We start from the raw sequence: 25422 nt of genomic DNA, 5'->3' as shown, positions 1-25422 counted from the left end.
TTTGGTTATTCTAACTAAGGATAGACATTATTGATTACAAATAAGCTCTACCCTTCAAACATGGCGAGTATACCTACGCCCTAGCAGGCAGTGTTGTGATGTGCTTCCTGCTAGGTTTATTTATTCTTGGTCAATAGTCATAGGTCATTTGTGCTTGGTCAAGGGTCAATAGCCCATAGTTATTATCTCCTACACTCTTAGCCTCATTCCCTACTCCCTACTCCCCACTCCCTATTTTCACGCTAGACTATGGACTAAACTATTCACTTATAATGTAGTTTTGTAAAATCTTGTTAGCCACTGTCTTATGATTACAAGACTTTCAGCAGCTGTTTACTGGATGGGTACAGCACCAACTGTTGCTCCTGAACGGTCTAGTCAAACTGTCCGCAAATCCTATCCCAATTACAAGGTTATTGTTTTAAACGATGACTTTAATACTTTTCAACACGTCGCTGAGTGCTTGTTGAAGTATATCCCTGATATGACCAGCGATCGCGCGTGGGATTTAACTAATCAAGTACATTATGAAGGGCAAGCGATCGTTTGGGTAGGGCCTCAAGAACCAGCAGAATTGTATCACCAACAGCTGCGGCGAGCCGGTTTAACAATGGCTCCGCTAGAAGCAGCTTAATATCATGGATAAATCTACCAAAGGCTCCCAAAAAGGCAACAACCGCAAAGATGGCAGACTCGTTTGGAATCACTCTACCCATCTTCCCGGACTTATCCCAATTTTAGAACTTCTGTGTCAGCAGGATGGAATTAATACCGTTACCCCAGGCGTAATTGGGCGGGTAAAAGGTCATTGTCCAAAGATGCAATTACGCATATCTGTACCAATTCGCGGGGGTTATAAAATCATTGCCAGACAAGGCAAAACAGTACAAGAAGTTTTCATCCTGACTAGTTTAGTACAGGATGAACTTCAAACAGCTATTGCGATCGCCATGAAACAATCAGCTTAATAGTTACTAGTGCATAGTCAAAAGTTCATAGTTGGTATTCGAGATTTGTTGACTAAAAAAGTTGGTACAAACCTCACTGATCCCCAATACCTTTATGGTTATTACTATTTCAGACTTTAGACTTCAGCCTAGCCTGCGGCAAACCGCTACTCTACCCTTCGGGAACGGCTTTGCCGAACGAGTTTCGCTTTAGCGGTACGCTTCTACATACTTCAGTTGATTATTCTTCAACGCGGCGGACTGCAAATTTATGTAGCGGTAAACTGAGAATGCAAGAAAAAGTTAAAAAATACGCTAATGCGGTCGTAATTCTCAAAGACATCACTACAGATTCCCAGTCAGGTAAGATGAGCTTCTCTAGACCAAAAGCAACACAATATACCAGCCAGTAAGAAAAGCTCATTCTAAATAAAATCTTCTCTGTTTCTTCCATATTATCTTTTGGTTGCTTACCGTCCCAAAGCATTACCAAACCCAGAATACAAGCACAAAAAGAGACTGCAACCACAAATTCATGACACAAAAAACTCATCGAATGCATTTGCCTCGATCCCAATACTTTTGCAATTGAGATTAAGTCTAAAGGAATATTCCTTCTAGTTACACAAAATATTTACAAACTGCAATAAGCAACCACATTAATGTTACAAACTGCAAATATTTGATTACAGTTTACTAAACTAAATATTTTTAATAAAAACTAAGTTAAAGATTTTATAAAAGTCATAGCAAAGCAGATTGAATTGATATTAATTTGCAGTCAGATATAGCAATTCTAAATCAGTTGCAAACAAATTTATTACTTATTGCCTGCTCCCATAAGCAGTTTGTAAATCAAATAGAATTACTATTAGGACTTACGTATGAAAACGAAAAATCAAGTATTTGGGGAAGGGTGCAAGGGTGTGTGAGTGAAGGGGTGTATCTATCCAAAACCCCTACACCCAGCTTCAACAGATTATCTTTGTGCGTCAGTCCTGACTATATAGCAATTTGTGCTGGGAGTGGGGATTAGAAATATTGTGTTTGAGCGCAACGTAGGAGTAAAAGTAAAGTTTGATTCAATTTAAAAATGGAATATCGGTATAAAAAGTTGTTAATACTGAAAAATATTAGGGAATTATCTTAAGTAAGGCAATTCACACTGATAACGGTGTGTATCAGTGTGCTTCAGATTGCCAAATTTACTGAGATGACCCAACCATGCGATCGCTATGAAAATTGCACACAAACTAGTTGGAAGTTTTATTGGTGTTTCCTTATTGACTGGCGTAGTTGGCGCGGTTGCCGTCGTCCAAAGTCAAAAAATTGCTGAAACTCTGGCGATCGCAGAAGCAGAAAACGTTGCTCAACTGATTGCTAGTTCTATCAATTACTATAGTCACAACAATAGAGAGTCCATTGCCCAAGAGCATTTAGGCAAACTGCAAGAATATATTATGCAGTTGCACAAATTACAAAACCGCGACATTGAGGTAATCAATCGGCAAAAGTTGATTTTGGCAGATGCCGTTCCTGAAGATATAGGAACCATTCTCGAACACGACCAAGAGAATGAAACTCAGCAAACTATGCAAGATGGAAAACCAAGAATATTTATAGAGAAGAGTGAAGATTATCCTCAAGGTATTAACCTCATTGTCGTACCACTAAAAACAGCGCAAAATCAAGTTAATGGTGCTGTTATTTTAGAGTGGTCATCGTTGTACAAAGAGGCACTAACCCAAGCTAGACCCACCATGATTGTGATTTTCATGACCAGTCTAGGCTGTGTGCTTCTAGCACTATTTGTAGGGTTGCAGATTTCCACTAGCATTGCCAGACCGTTAAAAGCAGTCACAGAGGTGGCATTGCAAGTTACACAAGCATCTAACTTTGATCTGCAAGTCCCAGTCACTACTAATGATGAAACAGGTACTCTAGCAACTGCTTTCAATAATCTCATTCAACGAGTCAAAGCACTTTTGAATGAAAAAGAGCAATATACATCTCAACTACAACAAGCTAAAGAAGACGCAATAGTAGCCAACCATGCTAAAAGCGAATTTCTCGCCAACATGAACCACGAACTCCGCACCCCGCTTAACGGGATTTTGGGATATGTTCAGATTCTTCAACGCGAGCCAGATACCACTCCCAAACAACATAAGGGATTAAACGTAATTCATCAATGTGGTTCTCACCTGCTGACGCTAATTAATGATATTCTCGACCTCTCCAAATTAGAAGTGCAGAAGATGGATCTTTATCCCCAAGATTTCCATCTAGCAAACTTCCTCACCACTACCGTAGAAATCTGCCGTATCAAAGCTGAACAAAAGGGTATCGTTTTCGATTATCGGCCGAGTGCTAATTTACCTACCGCAGTTCATGCCGATGATAAACGCCTACGCCAGGTTTTACTCAACCTTCTGAGTAATGCAGTAAAGTTTACCGACTTTGGTAATGTGACATTTACGGTGGAAGTAGTTGAAACAGGTGATCATCCATCGAATACAATTCGCTTCCGGGTGGAAGATACAGGTATTGGCATTCCATCGGATAAATTGCACATCATATTTTTACCTTTTGAGCAAGCAGGCAAGCGCGATCGCAATAGTGAAGGTACGGGATTAGGACTAGCCATCAGTCAGCAAATTGTACAGATGATGGGCAGTAATATCCAAGTTAACAGCACCCTTGGTAAAGGCAGCACTTTTTGCTTTGAAGTAAATTTGCCCATAGCTGCCGATTGGCTGACCCAGACTGCGACTGTCAATCAAAAAATCATCGGCTACCAAGGCGAACGACGCAAAATTTTAGTAATTGACGATCGCGTAGAAAACCGGGCTGTAATTGTCGGAATGCTGCAACCTCTGGGCTTCAAACTAACGGAGGCTGAGGATGGACAATTAGGATTAGATACAGCCCTCCAGCTGCGCCCCGACTTGATTATCACTGATGTCATCATGTCCAAAATGAATGGACTGGAAATGACACGTCGCCTGCGTCAATTACCAGATTTTGCCCACACGCCAATTATTGCCTCTCCAGCCAGCTTGTCTCAGGTAGATATGCAGCAAGCAATGGATGCAGGCTGCAATAGCTTTTTCCCCAAGCCAATTGAGTTCAACGGATTATTAGGCGAATTACAACGCCACCTCCAATTGCAGTGGATTTATGAAACAACAGCAGAATTTGAACCATCCTTGCTTGTTTCTCATGCAGCAGAATTGGTAATGCCACCATCAGAAGAACTGACAGCCCTTTATCAAGCCGCCCAGGATGGTTTCATGGCTGACATCCAGCAAGAGGCTAATCGCTTGAAGCAGCTAAATTCCGAATACACTACCTTTGCGAACAAACTACTGGAATTGAGCCAAAGCTTTGATGACGAAGCAATTCTCAATTTGCTCAAACCCCATATCTAACGTTTTGATTTATTAGCTGACTCACAGATTCAGGAGTTTACCAATGTCCGTTGAAACCGCAATCCCAGCCGCCACAGTTTTAGTAGTGGATGATAACCCAACCAATATTCAAGTTTTATTTGATGTTCTGACTGAAATAGGTTATCGAGTAGCGATCGCAAAAAGTGGAGAAGCCGCCCTGCAACGTCTCCAGTCCTATCATCCTGATATCATCTTGCTGGATGTGATGATGCCAGGGATTGACGGTTTTGAAACCTGTCAACGGTTAAAAGCAAACTCCGCTACCCGCGACATTCCCGTAATTTTTATGACTGCCCTCTCTGATTCATTAGATAAAGTCAAAGGGTTGAGCCTGGGTGCTGTAGATTACATTACTAAGCCAATTCAACACGAAGAAGCACTGGCGCGGATTCAGGTACATCTGCAACTCTACCATTCTCAAAAAGCACTTGCAAAACGCACTACCGAACTCTCTCAAGCTTTAGAAAACCTGAAACAAGCACAGGTGCATTTAGTCCAGAGCGAAAAAATGTCATCCCTCGGTCAAATGATGGCAGGTATCGCACACGAAATTAACAATCCCATGAATTTCATTTCTGGCAACCTCGCACCTGCTAAAGAATACATCCAGGATTTGATGAAATTTCTTGAGTTGTACCTAGAATGTCATCCTCAACCTCATCCAAAAATTGCCGCTTGGATGAAACAGGTAGATATAGCATATCTGAAAGAAGATTTACCAAAACTCGTCAATTCTTTAGAAATAGGTAGCGATCGCATCCGCCAACTCGTGCTTTCTTTGCGCAACTTCTCCCGCCTAGATGAAACAGAATTCAGGGCAGTTGATATCCACGAAGGTATCGAAAGTACCTTACTAATTTTGCAACACCGCCTGAAAGCCAGCCCTGAATATCCAGCAATTCAAGTCATCAGAGACTATGGACAGTTGCCATTGGTGGAATGTTACGCCAGCCAACTCAACCAAGTACTGATGAATATTCTCAGCAATGCGATCGATGCTTTAGAATCAAGCTGGGAAAATCGGGAACAAACTAGTACAGTCAATCCCACAATTACCATTCGCACCTCCCACAGCCAGGACAACTGGGTGAGTATTTCCATAGCCGACAATGGCACTGGAATACCTGAAGCAGTCCATTGTCAGCTTTTCGATCCCTTCTTTACCACCAAACCCATTGGCAAAGGTACTGGACTGGGGCTATCTATCAGTTATGAAATCATCACTAAAAAACATAACGGCAAGATTGATTGTTATTCCCATCCTGGCCAAGGAACAGAATTTGTCGTGCAGATTCCGGTGCAGATAGAATGAAGTGCTGATCCTATTTCACCCTATAAATGATCCAAATAATTTTTCCTCTGCTCCCCTGCACAAGAGCGGTCTATTTGCATCAAACTTAAAGTGAAATGGTATGCCCCTAGTCTCTTTCCTAAAAGTTACTACTTACTTGATTGACAACAGACATACTTTGAATTCGCCATTTACCTGCTTGCCGAATCAAATCATAACGAACGCGCAAACTTTCATCAGTAGGCTTTTTCCTCTGACCATTTTCATAAATTTGAGTGGCTTCCTTGACAGTAGCTAATACTGCTGCACGATTAGGGTCTAGGTCATTTTTACTGACAAATTCTATTTTGACGCTGTGGTCATACTTGCGATAGCGATTATCAGCCTTATCTTGCTGTACCCTTGATTGCCATAAAGATAAAGCTGAACCAGTTAAAATTTTCGATAAACTCTCAATATCATGGTTTGGCCCGAAAGCTGCTGCTTTGGTAGACAGCCAAGTGCGAATGACTTCTTCGGCTGTGGTAGTGTTTAGCGGGCCATCAGGTGGTAGTAACTCGCTGTTGCTATCAGGAATTTCTATTGGTGGTTGATTGAGTTGCACCGCTAACGGTTGACCTTCCACAGTTAGATTTGGGGAAAATACATTTTTTAACCAACCAAAGGTGGTAGAAACAAACACCCAGAGAACTAATATACCTGCCAATGAGGCAAATACTAGCCAAACTAGCCGCGTTTTCTTATCTAGGCTGCTTACCGTCCGGCGTTGCCGAGTCCGGCGATCGCGATTATGATCTAAGCCAACTTCTCTGTTTACAGGTTGACTAGGTTTGCGCCGTCTACGTTTCTTTGTAGGACGAGGCGGCGCAGTTACCTGAGTGTGGCCATTCAGATGATGATTATTGGTTTTTTCCGGCCGTTCTGCGGTAGATGGCATAGGTATTTCTGGCGGTTGGGTATGATTAGCCGCGACTGGTGTAGGCGGTGTATTCCACCTTGGTTGTGACGAGTTAGAATACTCAGTCCTTTTGTAGGGTTGTGGTTCTGGCAAATCTAAATCAGGCATTTTGGCATGATTTTGGCGAGAAACCCCAGGAGAATGGTTGTAAGAACGCTGATTATTTGGCTGTGGCGCGGAGGAAAAAGGTTGACGATTAATTACATTCCACTCATTGGTAGTTTCTGCGTCGGTGGGGAGTGCTTCTAGATATGCTTGCACTTGGGAACTGGCAAAGTAATCTTTGAGTAATGCTTGCTGTCGTGACAAGTCCCGAAAATGCGGAAACACTTCATGCTGTAACCACTGTTCGCCATACAGACAAAGCCCCGGTAATAAATCAGGCGAGTCTTGCGATTTTTCTCGAATAAAAGCTAGAGCTTCATACTCTTGGCTTAATTCTAAGACGCGGGTGGCTTCTTCAGTTTGTCCTAAAAGTAGCGCACAGAGTGACTGTTCTAGATGGACATCCTGACGCTTACCTAGGTGCATCAGCATTTGCCTAGCCTGACGAATTAAAGCTGGTTGACGCTGGGCAAATCCTCTGGCAATCAAAGCATAAACTGCTAAGTAAGTGGCTACAGCAGATGGACGCTTGCTTTCAGCTTCAAATAACTTGTGCTGTTCGGCAACCGTTAAATAGTTGCGTATTTGCTGGATGAATCGCAGAAAGTCATCTATACTTAAACCTGATAGATCGTTGTTTGTGCCATCAATCCCGCCGCGATCGTCCAGGATGCTCTGCAACAATTCCAACCCTTGGCGACGCTCCCCAGTTTTTTCTAAAGGTAACTCTAGTAATTCTAAAATCCGATAAGGACGTAATTTATATAAATCAGCTTGAATTTCCGCCTGCACGCTAGAAAATATCCCTTCACTAGCCAGCATATCTAGACCAGATTCTAGGGAAATTGCCGCATTTTCGTAGTAACCTTGTTGCCACTGTTCCCGCCCTAATTCTAGGCAAGCCAAAGCAACCGTCAGCACAATATCTGGATGGTCACTACTTTCGAGAAAGTCATCATCAGGCTGATGATTGCTAAATTTTGCAGAGGCGACACCTTGATGATTGGCTAGGTATGTACGACCTAACTTCAGAACCAGCTCGTATTCTCCTAGCTCTTGTAGGACTAATAACGCACCAACTAATTCCTGTTGGGGAATATCAATACTCAGACCTTGACTATCAAGGTCAACATTAACCTCTGTGCGTTTTCCTGTTGTGACTGCACCAGTAGCAGTACCATCAGGGTCATAGGCATGGGCCAAATAAAGCTGATCATAACTGCTACGTTCTTTAGGATTTGATAAAACCACGTAAGCTGTTTCTATAAGTTGTTTACGAGAAGAAATTGCTGCTTGAGAATACTCCCGTCGCGGCAACTGCACAATGCGATCGCTATATGCTTGCCGCAACTGTTCCTCACTTGCCGCTAACGGTAGTCCTAAAATTCGGTAGTAATCTAGCGGAATTCGCACAGCCTACTTCCCCTGCACCGTGATCAACATAATCCACCTAGAGCATTCCAGGCATGTAAAACCGTGCCATAATATTACGGTGAATAATACCGTGCCGGACTTACACTATCAGTGTATATTGCAACAATTAACTTTGTTACTTGTCAAAATGTGTGTCATATTTTAGTCCTAATATTTTGAATTCGCCTAGGAAACAGCGATACATTGTCTTAATTCTTAGTATTCCTTTTTATATAACTTTTCCCAATCTATGACATCTAAAGCATACATACCATTAATAACAGTGTGTATCCTTTAATCATCATGGTATCTGATTGATGTGCTTTCAGTAAATTTCTTTGTGATGTATTGAAAGCAAAATTTTTTCAACGGTAGATGTTAATAAAACAGGCAAAAATACTATCATGATGAAGTTTTAATTACAACTATCTAGGTATAGGAATCTGGATTGATGACGGCAAATACTTGTGTAGGCAGGGAAAAAGGTACAGCAAATAAAACAGATAGAAATGTACTGATTTTTTTCCCAAAATCATATACAAGCCTTATAGATAGATAGTGACAGCAATTTTCATCCCAATGAGGTAAATTCATCTATCCTCTAGCCTTAACTCATCTTCATGCAAGGCTGAGAAACTGGCTTCATCTAGTCTGTCTTTGTGAGGCAATTTTCTCTAAATTGTTCATGGATATGCAGAAACCAAGCTATCCTGATTGATAGCCTATGTACAGGAGCTGGGAGTGAACAAACATCAGAGGGCAGTATGAGAGGTCATTGATTGCATTTAGGGTGTGTAAATCTCAGTTAGCGGTTGAAAAAGTTCAAAATTTACCTACTAATTCCCTCTATTCCCAATACACCTGTTTTAGCGTCTAAAATTTTTAGTTCTGGTCTTCAGCACAACCTAGCTTAGACAAAGCAGATGATTTGTCAAAAAGCGGCCTATTTAACATGGTAAATTTCAGTTTTACAACAGGGATACTAAAAAAATAATGGTTCAAGAACGGACGTTACCTAAATTTGATACTGCCAGCGTTCAAATCACCAAAGAAGAAGGCTTAATGCTTTACGAAGACATGGTATTAGGACGCTTTTTTGAAGATAAATGCGCTGAAATGTACTATAGGGGCAAAATGTTCGGTTTTGTCCATCTATATAACGGTCAAGAAGCCGTTTCAACTGGCGTTATCAGGGCAATGCGTCCGGGAGAAGATTTCGTTAGCAGTACCTACCGCGACCACGTTCATGCCCTGAGTGCGGGAGTTCCAGCCAGAGAAGTTATGGCTGAATTATTTGGCAAAGAGACAGGTTGCAGCAAAGGACGCGGCGGTTCTATGCATATGTTCTCTGCGGAACATGGCTTGTTAGGTGGCTATGCGTTTGTCGCAGAAGGCATTCCTGTAGCGGCTGGTGCAGCTTTTCAAAGTAAATATCGCCGTGAAGTTTTAGGCGACCCCAAAGCCGACCAAGTAACAGCCTGCTTCTTTGGTGATGGTGCTGCTAACAACGGTCAGTTTTTTGAAACCTTGAATATGGCAGCTTTATGGAAACTGCCAATTATTTTTGTGGTAGAAAATAATAAATGGGCAATTGGGATGGCTCATGAACGGGCGACTTCCCAGCCGGAGATTTACAAAAAAGCCAGCGTATTTAACATGGTTGGTGTAGAAGTAGACGGAATGGACGTACTAGCAGTCCGGTCTGTAGCACAAGAAGCCGTCGCCCGCGCCCGTGCTGGAGAAGGCCCAACCTTAATTGAAGCTCTCACCTACCGCTTCCGTGGTCATTCTTTAGCAGACCCAGATGAATTGCGTAGCAAAGCCGAGAAAGAATTTTGGTTCTCTCGTGACCCAATTAAGAAGTTGGCTGCTTATATGGTGGAACATAATTTGACCAGTGAGGAAGAACTAAAAGCAATTGACAAAAAGATTCAGGACTTGATTGACGAAGCCGTAAAATTTGCCGAAAGCAGCCCTGAACCAGACCCCAGCGAGTTGTACCGCTTCATCTTTGCAGAAGACGAGTAAATCATATTGGGGAGTAGGGGTTAGGAGCTAGGGACTAGAGAGTAGAGATTAATAACATCTTTTTAGTCCCTCTAACCTCTAACCCCTAACCTCTAACCTCTAACCTCTAACCTCTAGCCCTTAACCTCTAGCCTCTGAGGAATAAAACCGTGTATACCGTTACACTTAAACAAGAGCAATACAAAACTTACATCCTTTCTGAACAAACCTCTGGTTCTGAATTAGAAGTTGTCCCAGAACGCGGTGGTATCATCATTGGTTGGCGCGTTCAAGGTCAGGAAATTTTTTATTTGGATAGAGAGCGTTTTGCTAACCCTGATTTGAGTGTCAGGGGTGGAGTGCCAATATTATTTCCTATCTGTGGCAACTTACCAGATAATTCCTACAATTACAACGAAAAGCAATATACTCTCAAACAGCATGGCTTTGCCCGTGATTTGCCGTGGGAACTTGAGGAAGTATCTGAGAACAATAAGACTTATCTCAAAATCTATCTTGTCAGCAACGAGCAAACAAAAGCCGTATATCCCTTTGATTTTCATTTAAGTTTCAGTTACAAAATCAACGGCAATACTCTAGAAATTCAGCAACATCTGCATAACTCTTCTACAACATCAATGCCCTTTTCTAGTGGGTTTCATCCTTACTTCCTCACACAGGATAAAACCCAACTAGAGTTTGCCATTCCTGCTGGGGAGTATCAAGACCAGAGAACTAAGGAAATTAAATTCTTCAACGGTAATTTTGATTTCAATGTAGATGAAATTGATGTTGCCTTTAAGCAGCTAACTGGTAAATCGGCTACAGTCACAGACAATAGCCGTAAATTAAAATTGACCATTAATTATGGCGATGACTATCCCATCGTGGTATTTTGGACGCTCAAAGGCAAAGACTTTTATTGTCTAGAACCTTGGAGCGCACCGCGCAACTCTCTAAACACAGGCGAAAACCTGACTGTGTTAGAGCCAGGGGACAGCTATCAAGCATCTATTAGATTGACAGCAAATTTTTTCTAGAAACCACTTTACAAATCTATAGATGTTCGTGCTATGATGGCAAAGTTGCGAACGAAGCGCAAGGGTCGCTAACTCAACGGTAGAGTACTCGGCTTTTAACCGATTAGTTCCGGGTTCGAATCCCGGGCGACCCATATAAAAACAAAAGAACTCGCTGAAGCTTTGGACATAAAGTAGCAGCGAGTTTAATTTTTAAGAGAAGAATTGCAAATGCGTAGAACTCAGGATTTAGGTAACGTGAGTTCGACGGGTTAAAAAACCTCACTTCCATTCCTCTCCTCCACGGTGGGAGAGGCTTTGAAAGCTTAATTTTCGTTCGTAATTAAGGATATTTAAGCCCCTCTCCGCATCGGAGCGAAAAGTCTGAGAGGAGGCTTCCTCTGTAGAGGCTTTGGGGCTTGCCGAAGGTAACAGAACTTTTCAAGACAGAGGGGTTGGGGAGAGGTTCATCGAACTCACATTATTTTTAATTCACATCAGGCGTAACCCATTAACCCCATAACCTTACTTTGCGTATAAGTCCTGGAGCGATCGCACTTGTCAGTTATGCAATAGAGAATCAAAATCCGATCTGTTTTGATATCAACGAGGTGAAGCGGTATTGCAATTCCCTTAACCTCTTACGAATCATGGATGTATTTGGTTGTTTCATGTGCTGTGCATTACCCTAATTTATTCGTATATTTTTACTTGCTAAGTACTCATATTGCTGAAATACCTATATTATCTAGAACCTAAATAGTATACATAAGACTTAAGTATGGTATTTGAATAAATCATAACCATAAATCGATAAAACGCTGTATGCGCCTCTGGTAAGACTTTGGAGAACTCTCGTTTAGGGTAAAAACTTAGGTTAATGAGTTTCTTAACTGGAATAAGTTTATACAATTGTTACAATCAAGCTTTTAGTATGCTAAAACATTGACATTAACAGTTTGAATATGTAGATTTAAGGCTAGCTGCTTTACTTTAGTCACAACGTGCTTCCTAAATAATACTGAAATACTTCATCACGTTGGACGATATTAAGTAGATTCTAACCGTATTAAGTCGGTAGTTCTGCTTTTTATGAGTAAAGAAATAAAGCTCTGACTAATTGTGATCACTCTGTGATCAAAGGAAAACCGTGATTCTGCGGAAAATGTTAGCAACAGGAGAAGCTTAATATGGCTAATTCACCATCAGGAAGACTGTGGGCTATTCAGGATAATGGAATTTGGACGCGTTGGGCACCAGAGTATAGTCGATGGGATATCTATAGTGAACCCCGTTTAGCAATTGCGGCTGACCCAACCACATCAAGTGCGAGTTACTACATTGATAGCGATGGCAGCGTTCACTGGCGTGATGTAGATAATAATGTCAACAAAAACTTGCCTGGGATCAAGGCTAAAGCCATCAGCGTAGGTGGTAATAACAGACTGTGGGCTATTCAGGACAATGGAATTTGGGCGCGTTGGGCGCCAGAGCATAGTCGGTGGGATATCTATAGTGAAACTCGCTTAGGAATTGCTGCTGACCCAACCACACCAAGTGCCTGCTACTACATTGATACGGATGGCAGCGTTCACTGGCGTGATGTAGATAATAATGTCAATAAAAACTTGCCTGGGATCAAGGCTAAGGCCATCAGCGTAGGTGGTGATAACAGACTGTGGGCTATCCAGGACAATGGAATTTGGGCGCGTTGGGCGCCAGAGTATAGCCGGTGGGATATCTATAGTGAACCCCGTTTAGCAATTGCGGCTGACCCAACCACATCAAGTGCGAGTTACTACATTGATACAGATGGCAGCGTTCACTGGCGTGATGTAGATAATAATGTCAATAAAAACTTGCCTGGGATCAAGGCTAAGGCTATCAGCGTAGGCGGGGCAGCTAAGTAACTGGTATTAACCAAACTAGTGGTTTGCTAAAATCTTTTTAACAGTTGGGGAAAGGGAAAAGGTTTTTCCTTTCCCTTTGTTTATATAGGAATCCGATTTGATTACTGAACATATCTGTGTAGCCAGGCAATAGGCAATAGCGTCTAAGGCAGATAACAATGTACTGATTTTTTTAACAGTTATCAGTTAACAGTTATCAGTAAAGAATGAGGTGTTTATATGAAGGTGAAACACCATAGCAATTGGTGGTAGGTGTTGGTGGCTGGTTTAAATCCCCCACCATACGCCGTGATCACTGTTTACTGTTCACTGTTTACTGTTCACTGTTCACTGTTCACTGTTTTAAATCAAATACTAGTCCTATATGATTCTGTTTATAACAATCTTTAAAGCTTTTGAATGACTAAAAACCCAACTCTCTAGCAATAATTGCCACAGGCAAGAACAGGGATCATTTTTACAGAAACTGGTAGTTTGAGCGATCGCTTGTCTCAATAGTTAGGAGTGGATTAATTACCTACCTGGAATACCACACTACTAAAGCAAATAACTGTAACGTAGCATACTTGACAGTAGTCTCAGTCAAGCATAAGGCATCTTGATGAGAGATGGCGTAAACTTTTTCAACATAAACACCCGACTCTAGTTATAATTTCCTATAAGTTGAAAAAACTCTTAAGATTAGCGTAGCTTTTACGCTCGTCTCACACCGACTAGCTGACAACCACATTAGGAGGACTATCTATGGCGCTGGTACCAATGCGGCTGCTGTTGGATCACGCGGCTGAGAACGGTTACGGCATCCCAGCTTTTAACGTTAACAACCTGGAGCAAATTCAAGCAATCATGAAGGCGGCTGAAGAGACAGATAGCCCCGTCATTTTGCAAGCTTCTCGTGGCGCTCGTAACTATGCAGGTGAAAACTTCCTGCGCCACCTGATTTTGGCTGCGGTAGAGACCTATCCTCACATTCCCATTGTGATGCACCAAGATCATGGTAATGCTCCTTCTACCTGCTACTCAGCTATCAAGAACAACTTCACCAGCGTAATGATGGATGGTTCCTTGGAAGCTGATGCTAAAACCCCTGCCAGCTTCGAGTACAACGTTAATGTTACCCGCGAAGTTGTAAATGTAGCTCATGCTTTGGGCGTAAGTGTAGAAGGTGAACTTGGTTGCTTGGGTTCTCTGGAAACCGGCGCGGGTGAAGCTGAAGATGGACACGGTTTTGAAGGTACTCTCGACCACTCCCAATTGCTAACTGACCCCGATGAAGCTGTTAGCTTTGTAGAAGCAACCCAAGTAGATGCTTTGGCTGTAGCTATCGGTACAAGCCACGGTGCTTACAAGTTTACTCGCAAACCTACTGGCGAAATTTTGGCTATCAGCCGTATTGAAGAAATTCACCGTCGTCTACCTAACACCCACTTGGTAATGCACGGTTCTTCTTCCGTACCTGAAGATTTAATCGCTTTGATTAACGAGTACGGCGGTGCAATTCCTGAAACCTACGGCGTACCTGTAGAAGAAATTCAAAAAGGTATCAAGAGTGGTGTTCGTAAAGTTAACATCGACACCGACAACCGTTTGGCTATTACCGCAGCTGTGCGCGAAGCTTTAGCAAAAAATCCTAAGGAATTTGACCCCCGTCACTTCCTCAAGCCTTCTATCAAATATATGCAGAAGGTTTGTGCTGAACGCTATCAACAATTTGGTACTGCTGGTAATGCTAGCAAGATTAAGCAAGTTACTTTAGAAGATTTTGCTGCTAAGTATGCTAAAGGTGAATTGAACGCTGTCACCAAGGCTGCTGCTAAAGTTTAATTTAGCTAAAGATTTATAGGGAACACAGTAGTGTTTCCTTTAACTGAGGGTTTTAATATTAAAAATAAACCGGGAAACATTAAAGTTTCTCGGTTTTTTATTTGAAATCTGGACTTATGCACAGGTTATAGAAAAACGAACCGCATAGACGCGCCAGCGGCTTCCCCCAGGGTAGGACACTAAGGACACTAAGGAATAAGAGTTGAGAAAGTTGTTACTTAAGTCCTAATACATTTGCTCAAGCAAGGTCTTTTCAACTTCTTCTGATATTTCTGTAACTGTTGAGTCAAATACAATTACGTGGCTGGCTGTGGGTAATAATCGCTGAAGAATTTGCCTGTAAGCATCTGCATCATGGCGACGATGAAACCTTGCGACTACCATCCGTTGCATATTGGGTAGTTGGCGAATAATACACCAAGGATGACTATTTGATTTTGACTTTGAGGTTGGTATCATAGGTAAATACTTTCCCACTTTGTGGGATGTGTTAGGAATAGCGATCGCTCTGTATGTTTTCCAGGCAAGACGAGCGATCGCTTTTGATGTGTTTACTTCAAAAATCGAGATTTCGATTTTTGAGGTTAAAACTATTAAAAATCGAAATCTCGATACTGTCAAGTCAGGATGATGTGTGTTTAAATTGCGAATTAAAGAACTTGCTGCGGCGCGAGGTTGGACACTCAAGGAAGTATCTGAGCGTTCTGGACTTCCCTACAGCACTGTTGCAACTTACGCAAACTCACCTGGAATGTCAATGGTTAATTTAATGTCTGTGCTAAAGCTGGCGCGTGTCTTTGGCGTGTCGATTGAAGATTTGATAGAAGTGGTGGAAGAGTAGGCAAGTATATTATGTGCTTATATAACTAATTAACCAAATAAATTAGTAACAGTTATTCAATAGAATAATCATTAAACATTTTTTCCCAGTTATCATAATGTTGTAATAGTGTTTTATGTAGAGTAACAATATCAACATCTGAATCTAAAAATGGTTTTAATTCTGGATTAGAGCGTAGAGATAAACAGTCATCCTTACTAATATCCTTAATATAGCCACCATACTGAAGCCTCGCTTCTAGTTTAATATTTTCTGGATCTCTAGTTTCTAGATGAGCAAATACTTTATCTCTCCACACTTTATATTTTCTAATTTCATCTTTTCTGCCTTGTATTAGTTTTTTTAAAAAATCTCGCTTATCCTCTTTAATATGATCATAGTTAGTCAATTGTTTAAAAATATCTTCGAGGTTTTCCTCTAATTGGCTAATCGTACTTAGATAAGCAGTCACTCTTGCATAAAATCTAACGTGTAACTGTCTTAGTTGGTTGTCTACTGCTTCAAATTTACTAGAAAAGCAATCTGCTGTAGAAGAGCTATATTCTAGAATCTTTGTCCTTAGTTCAGAATAATTGGAAGTCTGATAATCACGTTTTTCTTCTTCATACAAATAATCTAAAACATCTAAAGCCATAATTATAGAAGCACTACTTGTGCCGAATTTATAAGCAATATTTCTCATTTCTTTATATTAAATGAATTAGCAACGACAAAAGTTATATTTTCATCTAAATGAAATTTAATTTTAGCCATGCTAGAGATGCTTTATTTTTTGTTGCAATAATGATGGACTTTGCTCTTGTAGTTGACGAGCAAATTCTTCATCAGCAGCAATTTGTTGCCAAATTTCCTCTTGATTATCGTGATAATAGGCTAAGGCTACATAAACATCAGCTAGGCTAATACTTGGATAATGATGAAGAATTTCATCGGGTGACATTCCCATTTGTTCGTGCCAGATCACAATATCTTGAACTCTAATGCGGTGTCCAGCAATTCTTGGTTTGCCTCCACATATACCAGGAGTCATTTCGATGTGTTCTTTAATAATAGGGATAAACATAATATTTTTTAGAATTAGAGTTATTTTATATCATTGTATTTTATGCAATACTGTTAACTATTTCTAAATATCCACGGCGATGTATGTTTACCACAAACCGCTATGTGTCTACGCATCCTTGCCTTAGCTAAAACGCCTCATTCTAAATATTTTTGGATAATTGCAATAGCAATGAATTATTGATGCTATTTTGGTGGTGCGCCAGGGTAAATGCAACGGGTAGCTTGCTCAATCTCAGACTCTCAACAAAGTTGATGGTGTTGCAGTGGTCGGAATAGTTATCGTTTCTCATAGTAAACAATTGGCTCTAGGTGTGCAGGAACTAGCTGCACAAATGGTTCAGGGCAAAGTTGCCATTGCGGTGGCGGCTGGTATTGAAGATGCAGAAAATCCACTCGGTACAGATGCGCTGAAGATTTATGAGGCGATCGCATCTGTATTCAGCGATGATGGTGTATTAGTGCTGATGGATCTTGGTAGCGCAGTCATGAATGCAGAAATGGCTGTGGAGTTCCTACCAGAAGAACACCAGAAACAAGTCTATCTCTGTGAAGCACCACTGGTAGAAGGTGCGATCGCCGCAGCCGTAGCAGCTGGCATAGGTAAGAACATCCAAGAGGTAATAGCAGAAGCTAGGGGAGCATTAAACGCCAAAGCTACACAATTAGGAGTTACTAATCTAACAGCAGAGAATAGTAATAATACACAACCAACAACGAGCGCAGCTTATCCTGCTAAAGAAATTCGGCTGACTGTTAGCAATCGCTTAGGTTTACACGCTCGTCCAGCAGCGCAATTTGTCGCTACCGCAGCTAAATTTCAATCTCGAATTCATGTGCAGAATTTAACGAGAAATTCCGCAGTTGTCCGGGGTGACAGTATTAACCAAGTCACAACTTTAGGCGTACGTCAAGGACACGAAGTTTTAATTACTGCAACTGGTGTTGATGCGGATGCAGCACTCACCACATTACAAACGTTATTTACTAATAACTTTGGTGAAGATAATACTGCTGTTGTGTCTCCACCAAAAATACAGCAACAAGCAACTCCGGCAACACATGGCGAACTTTCAGGAATTGCGGCTTCTCCGGGAGTTGCGATCGCACCTGTAATTCATTATCAACCTGCTCCGGTGACGGTAACAGAATACCACGTCAATGACCCGGAAGCAGAATGGCAACGTTTACAATTGGCGATTCATACAGCGCAACAAGAAATTCAGACGATTTTTTCGCAAGCATCTTTGCAAATAGGTGACACCGAAGCCGCAATTTTTGATGCTCACTTACTATTTTTAGAAGATCCAGTGTTGCTAGAAACTGTGCAGCAACGCATCATGGAACACCATCTGAATGCAGAAGCAGCTTGGCAAGCCGCAGTTGATGAAGTTGCAACTTCCTACCGTATCTTAGATGATGTCTATTTGCGAGAACGAGTCGAAGATGTGGTAGATGTGGGGCAAAGAGTGCTGCGACTTTTAGCCGGAAATACTGTTACTAGCTTGCATCTTACAGAACCAGCGATTTTAGTAGCAACAGACTTGACACCTTCAGATACAGCAGGATTAGATCCTAGTAAGGTACTCGGTATTTGTACAGTTTCGGGAAGTGCCACATCTCACAGTGCGATTATTGCGCGGACATTGGGAATTCCCGCCGTTTTGGGTGTTAATCCAGAAGTGTTGCGGTTGGAAGATGGTACGTTGATGGGGCTGGATGGTGAAAGCGGTAAAGCTTGGGTAGAACCTGAAGCAGATATTCTCGGTGCGTTAGAAGCTAAACGGGAAGCTTGGCAAACTGCCAAACAAGAAGCACTTGCCAAGGCGCATCAACCAGCAATTACCCGTGATGGAAAACAGATAAATGTCCTTGCAAATATTGGCAGCATTGCAGATGTACAAGCGGCTGTAGCTGGTGGTGCTGAAGGAGTGGGACTGCTGCGGACTGAGTTTTTGTATTTAGATAGAACTACAGATCCGACAGAAGATGAACAACTGACAGTTTATCAAGCGATCGCCCAAGTTTTAGATAACCGTCCGTTAATTATCCGCACTCTAGATGTCGGCGGAGACAAGCCATTACCTTATTTGCGAGTTGGTTTTCACGAAGCTAACCCCTTCCTAGGCTGGCGTGGTATTCGTTTCTGTTTAGATCATCCAGAATTGTTTAAAACTCAATTGCGGGCAATTTTACGCGCTAGTGCGGAACACAATATTAAAGTCATGTTCCCGATGATTGCCACTGTGACGGAAGTACGCACAGCTAAGGCGATATTAGGTGAAGTACAGACCGAACTGCGGCAAGCTGGCATTTCCTTCGATGAAAATATGCAAGTGGGTGTGATGATTGAAGTCCCCGCAGCTGTCGCCATAGCTGACCATTTAGCCACAGAAGTCAACTTTTTCAGTATCGGGACTAATGATTTGAGTCAGTATGTCATGGCAGGCGATCGCAATAACCCCAGAGTAGCTTATTTAGCCGATGCCCTACATCCTGCCGTGTTGCGAATGATCCAACGAACTGTCAAAGTAGCCCACGCCGCCGGAATTTGGGTAGGATTGTGTGGAGAACTAGCAGCAGACCCGACCGCCGCACCCATTTTATTAGGTTTGGGATTAGATGAATTGAGCGTCAATCCCCAAGCTATCGGGATAGTTAAACAGGCGATCGCAAAATTAACTGTAGCTCAAGCCGAGGCGATCGTCGCCACAGCCTTGCAATTAGATTCTGCAAATGACGTTAGAGCTTTAGTGCAATAAAAAAATTAAACAAAACTCCGCGCACCTTCGCGTTTACCTCAGCGATACTCTGCGTTTCAATTGTTGCTACTTGCTTAACTATTTTCCTGCTGTTCTAATAAAGCAATCAAATCAGAGATTGTAGAAAAATCAACAAATTCCTCACCCAATACTTCCAATTGTTCAGTAGATAATACTCTGATACGCTCAATAATCGACGAGTCTATCTCACCAAAACGCCGAGTTAATTGACGCATCAAAAACCGAAAGGCTTCTTGTTGTTTTCCTCTTTCTTCTCCCTTCTGTAAAATATCTTGATATATTACTGACTCTTGCATAACATCCTCGCTTAAAAATTGACGAATTAATCCTTTATCAAACTTCAAACCAGCTAAAATCTCTATGTAAGCTACAATATCTTGCCTAGTCTTTCTATCAGAAATTCTAGCAGCACTCTGGGCCACCTGCGATAGCAAGCGTTGAGGTGAAGTTGTGCGTGTTAATGGTGCTAAAGGTAATAATGCAGGGTTATCGAGAAATATTGCTGAGTCTTGCTCCCACATACGTAGAACTCGATAACGGTGGGTGGTTGTCTCATTTACATATTCTTCGGTAAAAGCGATCTCATTATTTGTCTCTTGCAAAAAAATTACGACTTGTGTAACAGGAACATTATATTGACGTATTAACCGCACCGAATAATCGAGCATCCTGAATGGAAGTGGAGGATTTGATATAGTACGGGTTTGAAATTCGATATGCAAAATTCGATTGGACGTTTGCAAAAATATCACAGAATCAGCACGGATTGGTTCTAAAGTTAATTCTGTTTTCAATACCTTAACTTGTGTCGGTTCTTCAGCAAGTAACCAATTCACAAATTCTGCTGGATATTTTTCAGCTAATATTTTACAAACATTGTCAAAGCTCATAATTTACACTACAGCAATTAATAAAACTTGCACTTCTTCTCCTGGTGAAATTAATGTTTGACCTACTGGTAAAACTGCTAAGGCGTTGGTTTGAGCTAAATTAATTAAATTGCCGGAACTGTGACTACCGCCAGCTTTGTGAAATTCGTAAACGCCGTTAACTAAATTTAAGTGTCCCCAAATGTAAGTTTCGCGTTTACCATTGGCGCGTAATTCATCATGCGATCGCACTTTTAAAAATCTTGGCTCCCAACCTTCAGCAAGTCCAGCTAATTTCTTAATTGTTGGTTGTACAAATCGCCAAAAAGTTACTAAAGCAGAAACAGGATTTCCTGGTAAACCAAAGTAAATTGCTGAGTTTTGATTAGGAAAATTCGCCACAGTTAAAGGTTTCCCAGGTGTCATTTCAACAGCACGAATATGAATTTTCGCTGCTAAAGCTTCTAAAATTTTTTCAACGTAATCATATTCACCAACAGAAACGCCACCAGAAGAAAGCACAATATCAGCATTAGCTATGGCGTAGGCAATTGTTTCTTGTAAAGCAACCGGATTATCTTTAACAATGCCTAATAATAAAGGTTCTGCTCCACTTTCTTTGACTAGAGTTGCCAGAGCATAATTATTTGAATCGACAATTTGGCCTGGTTTTAGTGGTGTATTTGGTGTAACTAATTCATCGCCAGTTGAAAAAATTACAACTCTTGGACGGCGGTAAACTTTAACTTGGGGACACTGGGCTGCTGCTAATATAGCAATTTCCGCCGCCTTTAATTTAATTCCTGTTGGTAAAAGTTGGCTTCCGGCTTGGTAGTAAGATGCTTTGCGTCTGACAAATTCTTGTGGTTTAGGTGCGGCTTGAATAAAAACGCGATTTTCCTCGCGGCTTGTCCTCTCCTGCATCACTACTGTATCTGCGCCTGCTGGAATTACCGCACCAGTAAAAATTCGCGCTGCTTGTCCAGGTTGAATTGTGATTTTAGGTTGATATCCTGCTGGAATTTCCTCAACAATTTCTAAGATAGTTGGTTGTTCAGCATTAGCTTGCTGTACATCTTCATAACGCACTGCATAGCCATCCATTGCGGAGTTATCCCAATGAGGAAAATCTAGCTGGCTGCTGATAGGGTTTGCCAGAATGCGATCGCTTGCTGCCAATAAATCTACAATTTCTATATCCTGCTGATCATCTAACGGTTGCACCAAATTTAAAATAATTACTTCTGCATCGCTAACTGGCAACATAACGAAAGACTCCGGTACTGCACCTGCAAAATATCACCTTAATATTAAAAGCAGAAGCATAGATTATTTACCAACCTCTAAATAAAAATACCTATTGATATGACTATCGAAAGGATTCCGCAAAAACACTATCCCAAAGCTGAGATTTGGCGGCGCGGTTTGGCTTTGGGGCTGGATTTCTTGGGTGCTTGGTTAGTCAGTTCGCTATTTGGTAGTAATAGCCTTGGTATTCAATTAGTTCAAATTTTAGTTTTTATCTTTTGTTGGCTGATTTTCCGGGTAGTAGTGGTATTTAACAATCAAGGGCAAAGTTTAGGACGCTGGGCTTTTGATTTGAAAATCTTAGAAGTGGAAAATGGGCAAGTAGTGGGGAGAATTCCCCAGTTGCTGGCACTGGTGAAACGAGAAGCTATAATTGGCTTTGGTGCTTTGTTGGTGTCGATCGCCATCGGCAACATTAGAGCTAATCCCACTGCTATACTGCTATTACTTCCTCTGGCAATAGACTGCGGTGCAGCTTTCTCTGATACCCAGTTACGGCAGGCTTTGCATGACCGTTACGCTAGAACTTTTATAGTTTCGTCGCGTCGGGGCTACTCGCTCGATATAAAAATCAAGCGTCTAGTTGATACTTTGCAACGAAATGTGCGAAGATAGTCATTTGTGTAAATTTCTCTTCAGGCTTTACTGTTTGTAAGATTATGGCTAAGAGTAAAGGTGTCCGCATAATAGTGACACTAGAATGTACTGAGTGTCGTAGCAACCCTGACAAGCGTTCTCCTGGCGTGTCACGGTATACCACCATGAAAAACCGTCGTAATACGACTAACCGCTTAGAACTGAACAAGTTCTGTACCCACTGCAACAAACATACCGTTCACAAGGAAATCAAGTAAAGATGAGTTATTATCGTCGTCGTCTGTCTCCGATTAAGCCAGGAGAGCCAATCGATTACAAAGATGTTGATTTATTGCGTAAGTTCATTACCGAACGAGGCAAAATTTTACCTCGCCGGATTACTGGGCTGACTTGTCAGCAACAGCGAGACTTAACATTAGCAATTAAACGGGCGCGGATTGTAGCATTGTTGCCATTCATCAACGCAGAAGGCTAAATCAATTTTAAATTTAGGATTTTAGATTTTGGATTAACAGGAAAATGGCTTTCTGAGTCCAAAATCTCTAATCTGAATAATTAAAGTGTAAAATTGGTTCCTACATAAAAATTTTAGGATGTAAGACTTCATACTGAAATCCAAAATCCTTCTTGGAAAGTTTGCTCAAGTCGAGCCAGCACGTTGCGGTGAACCACTTGCGGTGGACGGGTTTCCCGACATAAGCTGCATTGATGTTAGCGCAGCGACAGCGAGGCAGGAGCGTCACCCGAAGGGAAGTCCCTCCGTTGTAGCGACTGGCGTGGAAAACCCGCCCAGGCAACTTTCCGCAAAATCTAAAATCTAAAATCTAAAATTAAAAGAGTGCGAGAGTAGTGGAGAAGGGGACGCTAGTTGAATTTAGGGTTCAAGGCGATCGCCGTCTGGGTGTCGTTGATCGTCCAGATGGGAAGACCCGTTGGTTTGTGGTAGATGAACGCGGTCAATCCCACAGCCTCGCGCCGAGACAATTTACTTATACAGTTAACGGACAAACCTACAAGTCCTCTGACATTCCTAAATTTCTGGAGGAAGTCAAGCCATATTTAGACCCATCTAGTTTAGAAGTGGCTTGGGAATTACTGGTGGAGGACGGAGAAGCAGTTACACCATCGCAAATGGCGAATCTGCTGTTTTCCGAATCAGAACCAGCCCCTTGTTATGCAGCACATTGCTTGTTATCAGATGACAAACTCTACTTCAAGCAAAAAGGTGATGCCTATGAACCGCGCACAACGGCGCAGGTAGCAGAGCGCAAACACCAAATAGAAGTAGAAACCCTCAAAGCGAAAGGACAGCAAGAATTTTTAGTGCGCGTAGAACAGGCACTCAAAGGTGAGGCTGTAGAGTGGCAACGGCACGATCGCCACCGTCTAGAAGCATTAGAAAAATACGCAGCTTTAATGGCCGATATTGTGCGGGAGGGAGTAAAATATGATGCCCTAGCTAGGGCATATCCTCCTCCAGCACCAGTCTTAGAAACGATGAATATGCTGGGGCGGCCTGCAACCCCCCAAGGAGCTTTTCAATTATTAGTAGACCTGGGCTGGTGGAGTCCATATGAAAACTTGTTCCTGCGTCGTTCGTCAATTCCAGTTCAGTTTCCTAGCAAGGTATTAGAAGTGGCGCAACAGCGTTTGGATTCTCCAACCACAGATTTGGATGCAAATCGCCTGGATTTGACCAATCTGAAGGTTTACACAATTGATGATGAAAGTACGACTGAGATAGATGATGGTCTGAGTTGGGAATCATTACCCGATGGTAGAGAAAGATTATGGGTACATATTGCTGACCCCACACGCTGGTTAGAGCCAGAAGATGACCTAGATTTAGAAGCTAGAAAGCGAGGCAGTACAGTTTATTTGCCCACAGGTATGGTTCCGATGTTCCCGGAAATATTGGCGACTGGGCCAATGAGTCTGGTACAGGGAAGAATTTGTTGCGCCCTGAGCTTTGGCATTATTTTAGATGGCAATGGAGCAGTAGAAGATTACAGCATTCATGCCAGTTTGATTAAACCGACATATCGCCTCACCTACGAAGATGTCGATGAGATGCTGGAATTAGGAGTGCAAGCAGAGCCAGAAATTGCAGCGATCGCTACTTGGGCAAAAAAGCGTAAGTCTTGGCGTTACAATCAAGGAGCCATCAGCATCAATATGCCAGAGGCGATGATTAAAGTCAAAGGCGACGTTATTAGTATCGACATCTTAGATGATTCTTCATCGCGCCAATTGGTAGCAGAAATGATGATTCTTGCGGGTGAAGTAGCCGCCCGTTACGGTCAAACCCACAATATACCGTTGCCTTTTCGCGGTCAGCCACAGCCAGAATTACCCCCAGAAGAAGAATTAATTCAGCTACCAGCAGGATTCGTGCGTGCTTGTGCGATGCGGCGCTGTATGCCCAAAAGCGAAATGAGCATTACCCCGTTACGTCATGCAGGTTTGGGTTTAGATACTTATACCCAAGCAACTTCTCCTATCCGCCGCTACAGTGATTTGCTCACCCATTTTCAACTAAAAGCCCACTTGCGGGGTGAAATGTTGCCATTTTCCGCAGACCAACTCAAAGAAGTCATGATGACTGTGTCTACCATTACCCAAGAGGTCACAATGGTAGAACGGCAAACTAATAGATATTGGGCTTTAGAATATCTCCGTCGTCATCCAGAGCAAATTTGGTCAGTGACAGTTTTAATGTGGCTACGCGAAGACAGTAACTTAGCACTAATTCTATTAGAAGATTTGGGCTTGCAGTTACCAATGATTTTTAAACGTTCTGTAACATTAGGTGAACAATTATTAGTAAAAGTTAGCATTGCAGACCCCCAAAAAGATATGATCCAATTTCAGGAAATTATGTATCAAGAAGCTCAGTCTGCTGCTAATTAATTGATAATTGTTGATATAACCATGTGCGATAGGAAACTAATATCTTTTGTAAAAATCAATTTATAAAAATAACTACTTAGTAAATATTTACAGATGATATTTTTGGTTGGCGATCGCTATTATTCA

The 25422-nt window shown here is 41.8% G+C and carries 21 protein-coding genes and 1 tRNA gene; 15 read left to right on the top strand and 7 right to left on the bottom strand.

Going from position 1 to position 25422, the window contains the following annotated elements:
• The first annotated feature begins 307 nt into the window (after positions 1–307).
• Both clpS and H6G76_RS14505 read left to right on the top strand, forming a co-directional pair.
• Positions 308–634 (top strand): ATP-dependent Clp protease adapter ClpS, encoded by a 327-nt coding sequence (gene clpS, locus H6G76_RS14510; RefSeq protein WP_190701535.1) that lies wholly within the window; start codon positions 308–310, stop codon positions 632–634.
• Positions 635–638: 4 nt separating this feature from the next.
• Positions 639–968, top strand: coding sequence for a DUF2103 domain-containing protein (locus H6G76_RS14505; protein ID WP_190701532.1), 330 nt, complete (start codon positions 639–641; stop codon positions 966–968).
• Between the two features lie 220 nt (positions 969–1188).
• Here the strand turns inward: H6G76_RS14505 and H6G76_RS14500 are convergent, their stop codons facing one another.
• Positions 1189–1500: a hypothetical protein gene (locus tag H6G76_RS14500; protein ID WP_242056394.1), complete on the bottom strand. Its 312-nt coding sequence runs from the start codon at positions 1498–1500 to the stop codon at positions 1189–1191.
• A 682-nt stretch (positions 1501–2182) separates the two neighbouring features.
• Here H6G76_RS14500 and H6G76_RS14495 point away from each other — a divergent pair.
• Positions 2183–4378 carry an ATP-binding protein gene (locus H6G76_RS14495; protein ID WP_190701526.1) on the top strand — a complete coding sequence of 732 codons (2196 nt, stop codon included), beginning with the start codon at positions 2183–2185 and terminating at the stop codon, positions 4376–4378.
• A 43-nt stretch (positions 4379–4421) separates the two neighbouring features.
• Positions 4422–5711, top strand: a complete 1290-nt coding sequence (locus H6G76_RS14490; RefSeq protein WP_190701523.1) for a sensor histidine kinase — start codon at positions 4422–4424, stop codon at positions 5709–5711.
• A 118-nt stretch (positions 5712–5829) separates the two neighbouring features.
• On the opposite strand, the gene H6G76_RS14485 is transcribed toward H6G76_RS14490, so the two are convergent.
• Positions 5830–8166: an IMS domain-containing protein gene (locus tag H6G76_RS14485; protein ID WP_190701520.1), complete on the bottom strand. Its 2337-nt coding sequence runs from the start codon at positions 8164–8166 to the stop codon at positions 5830–5832.
• 993 nt (positions 8167–9159) lie between these two features.
• On the opposite strand from H6G76_RS14485, the gene pdhA reads away from it, so the two are divergent.
• From pdhA to fba, 5 genes are all read left to right on the top strand, one after another.
• Complete coding sequence (gene pdhA / locus H6G76_RS14480; RefSeq protein WP_190701517.1) at positions 9160–10194, top strand: pyruvate dehydrogenase (acetyl-transferring) E1 component subunit alpha; 1035 nt, start codon at positions 9160–9162, stop codon at positions 10192–10194.
• A gap of 149 nt (positions 10195–10343) precedes the next feature.
• Positions 10344–11213 carry an aldose epimerase gene (locus H6G76_RS14475; RefSeq protein WP_190701515.1) on the top strand — a complete coding sequence of 290 codons (870 nt, stop codon included), beginning with the start codon at positions 10344–10346 and terminating at the stop codon, positions 11211–11213.
• Between the two features lie 62 nt (positions 11214–11275).
• A tRNA-Lys gene (locus H6G76_RS14470) sits at positions 11276–11347 on the top strand.
• Between the two features lie 1035 nt (positions 11348–12382).
• Entirely contained in the window at positions 12383–13102 is a 720-nt protein-coding gene (locus H6G76_RS14465; protein WP_190701512.1) for a hypothetical protein, read from the top strand.
• Positions 13103–13846: 744 nt separating this feature from the next.
• Positions 13847–14926 (top strand): class II fructose-bisphosphate aldolase, encoded by a 1080-nt coding sequence (fba, locus tag H6G76_RS14460; RefSeq protein ID WP_190476624.1) that lies wholly within the window; start codon positions 13847–13849, stop codon positions 14924–14926.
• Between the two features lie 225 nt (positions 14927–15151).
• Here the strand turns inward: fba and H6G76_RS37000 are convergent, their stop codons facing one another.
• A complete protein-coding gene (locus H6G76_RS37000) occupies positions 15152–15547 on the bottom strand; it encodes a hypothetical protein (protein WP_242056393.1) in 396 nt (131 codons plus the stop codon).
• 13 nt (positions 15548–15560) lie between these two features.
• Here H6G76_RS37000 and H6G76_RS14450 point away from each other — a divergent pair, with 13 nt between their 5' ends.
• Positions 15561–15767 (top strand): helix-turn-helix transcriptional regulator, encoded by a 207-nt coding sequence (locus H6G76_RS14450; RefSeq protein ID WP_313934779.1) that lies wholly within the window; start codon positions 15561–15563, stop codon positions 15765–15767.
• A 52-nt stretch (positions 15768–15819) separates the two neighbouring features.
• On the opposite strand, the gene H6G76_RS14445 is transcribed toward H6G76_RS14450, so the two are convergent.
• Both H6G76_RS14445 and H6G76_RS14440 read right to left on the bottom strand, forming a co-directional pair.
• The gene (locus tag H6G76_RS14445) at positions 15820–16449 is read right to left on the bottom strand and encodes a hypothetical protein (RefSeq protein ID WP_190701509.1); all 630 of its coding nucleotides are present in this window, start codon (positions 16447–16449) and stop codon (positions 15820–15822) included.
• Between the two features lie 72 nt (positions 16450–16521).
• Positions 16522–16830, bottom strand: coding sequence for a DUF433 domain-containing protein (locus H6G76_RS14440; protein WP_190701506.1), 309 nt, complete (start codon positions 16828–16830; stop codon positions 16522–16524).
• A gap of 265 nt (positions 16831–17095) precedes the next feature.
• Here H6G76_RS14440 and ptsP point away from each other — a divergent pair, with 265 nt between their 5' ends.
• Entirely contained in the window at positions 17096–19591 is a 2496-nt protein-coding gene (gene ptsP, locus H6G76_RS14435; RefSeq protein ID WP_190701503.1) for a phosphoenolpyruvate--protein phosphotransferase, read from the top strand.
• 74 nt (positions 19592–19665) lie between these two features.
• Here ptsP and H6G76_RS14430 read toward each other — a convergent pair whose 3' ends face one another.
• Positions 19666–20502, bottom strand: coding sequence for a DUF4351 domain-containing protein (locus H6G76_RS14430; RefSeq protein WP_190701499.1), 837 nt, complete (start codon positions 20500–20502; stop codon positions 19666–19668).
• A gap of 3 nt (positions 20503–20505) precedes the next feature.
• Positions 20506–21747 carry a gephyrin-like molybdotransferase Glp gene (gene glp, locus H6G76_RS14425; RefSeq protein ID WP_190701496.1) on the bottom strand — a complete coding sequence of 414 codons (1242 nt, stop codon included), beginning with the start codon at positions 21745–21747 and terminating at the stop codon, positions 20506–20508.
• 99 nt (positions 21748–21846) lie between these two features.
• Between glp and H6G76_RS14420 the strand changes: the two genes are divergently transcribed.
• The 4 genes from H6G76_RS14420 to H6G76_RS14405 all read left to right on the top strand — a co-directional run bounded on the left by H6G76_RS14420 (position 21847) and on the right by H6G76_RS14405 (position 25296).
• The gene (locus tag H6G76_RS14420) at positions 21847–22404 is read left to right on the top strand and encodes an RDD family protein (protein ID WP_190701493.1); all 558 of its coding nucleotides are present in this window, start codon (positions 21847–21849) and stop codon (positions 22402–22404) included.
• A gap of 44 nt (positions 22405–22448) precedes the next feature.
• Positions 22449–22643 carry a 50S ribosomal protein L33 gene (gene rpmG / locus H6G76_RS14415; RefSeq protein ID WP_083468823.1) on the top strand — a complete coding sequence of 65 codons (195 nt, stop codon included), beginning with the start codon at positions 22449–22451 and terminating at the stop codon, positions 22641–22643.
• 2 nt (positions 22644–22645) lie between these two features.
• Entirely contained in the window at positions 22646–22861 is a 216-nt protein-coding gene (rpsR, locus tag H6G76_RS14410; protein WP_062296148.1) for a 30S ribosomal protein S18, read from the top strand.
• A gap of 374 nt (positions 22862–23235) precedes the next feature.
• The gene (locus tag H6G76_RS14405; RefSeq protein WP_190701490.1) at positions 23236–25296 is read left to right on the top strand and encodes a ribonuclease catalytic domain-containing protein; all 2061 of its coding nucleotides are present in this window, start codon (positions 23236–23238) and stop codon (positions 25294–25296) included.
• Positions 25297–25422: the final 126 nt, after the last annotated feature.

The organism is Nostoc sp. FACHB-152 (assembly GCF_014697475.1).
GTDB lineage: Bacteria > Cyanobacteriota > Cyanobacteriia > Cyanobacteriales > Nostocaceae > Nostoc_B.
This window is presented reverse-complemented; position numbering and strand designations above follow the sequence as displayed.

Coding starts and splice junctions, on each gene's coding strand:
- pdhA (WP_190701517.1), top strand. CDS start 9,160: ATGGTTCAAGAACGGACGTTACCTAAATTTGATACTGCCAGCGTTCAA.
- H6G76_RS14420 (WP_190701493.1), top strand. CDS start 21,847: ATGACTATCGAAAGGATTCCGCAAAAACACTATCCCAAAGCTGAGATT.
- H6G76_RS14500 (WP_242056394.1), bottom strand. CDS start 1,500: ATGAGTTTTTTGTGTCATGAATTTGTGGTTGCAGTCTCTTTTTGTGCT.
- H6G76_RS14445 (WP_190701509.1), bottom strand. CDS start 16,449: ATGAGAAATATTGCTTATAAATTCGGCACAAGTAGTGCTTCTATAATT.
- rpsR (WP_062296148.1), top strand. CDS start 22,646: ATGAGTTATTATCGTCGTCGTCTGTCTCCGATTAAGCCAGGAGAGCCA.
- rpmG (WP_083468823.1), top strand. CDS start 22,449: ATGGCTAAGAGTAAAGGTGTCCGCATAATAGTGACACTAGAATGTACT.
- H6G76_RS14465 (WP_190701512.1), top strand. CDS start 12,383: ATGGCTAATTCACCATCAGGAAGACTGTGGGCTATTCAGGATAATGGA.
- H6G76_RS14490 (WP_190701523.1), top strand. CDS start 4,422: ATGTCCGTTGAAACCGCAATCCCAGCCGCCACAGTTTTAGTAGTGGAT.
- fba (WP_190476624.1), top strand. CDS start 13,847: ATGGCGCTGGTACCAATGCGGCTGCTGTTGGATCACGCGGCTGAGAAC.
- glp (WP_190701496.1), bottom strand. CDS start 21,747: ATGTTGCCAGTTAGCGATGCAGAAGTAATTATTTTAAATTTGGTGCAA.
- H6G76_RS14495 (WP_190701526.1), top strand. CDS start 2,183: ATGAAAATTGCACACAAACTAGTTGGAAGTTTTATTGGTGTTTCCTTA.
- clpS (WP_190701535.1), top strand. CDS start 308: ATGATTACAAGACTTTCAGCAGCTGTTTACTGGATGGGTACAGCACCA.
- H6G76_RS14440 (WP_190701506.1), bottom strand. CDS start 16,830: ATGTTTATCCCTATTATTAAAGAACACATCGAAATGACTCCTGGTATA.
- H6G76_RS14505 (WP_190701532.1), top strand. CDS start 639: ATGGATAAATCTACCAAAGGCTCCCAAAAAGGCAACAACCGCAAAGAT.
- H6G76_RS14430 (WP_190701499.1), bottom strand. CDS start 20,502: ATGAGCTTTGACAATGTTTGTAAAATATTAGCTGAAAAATATCCAGCA.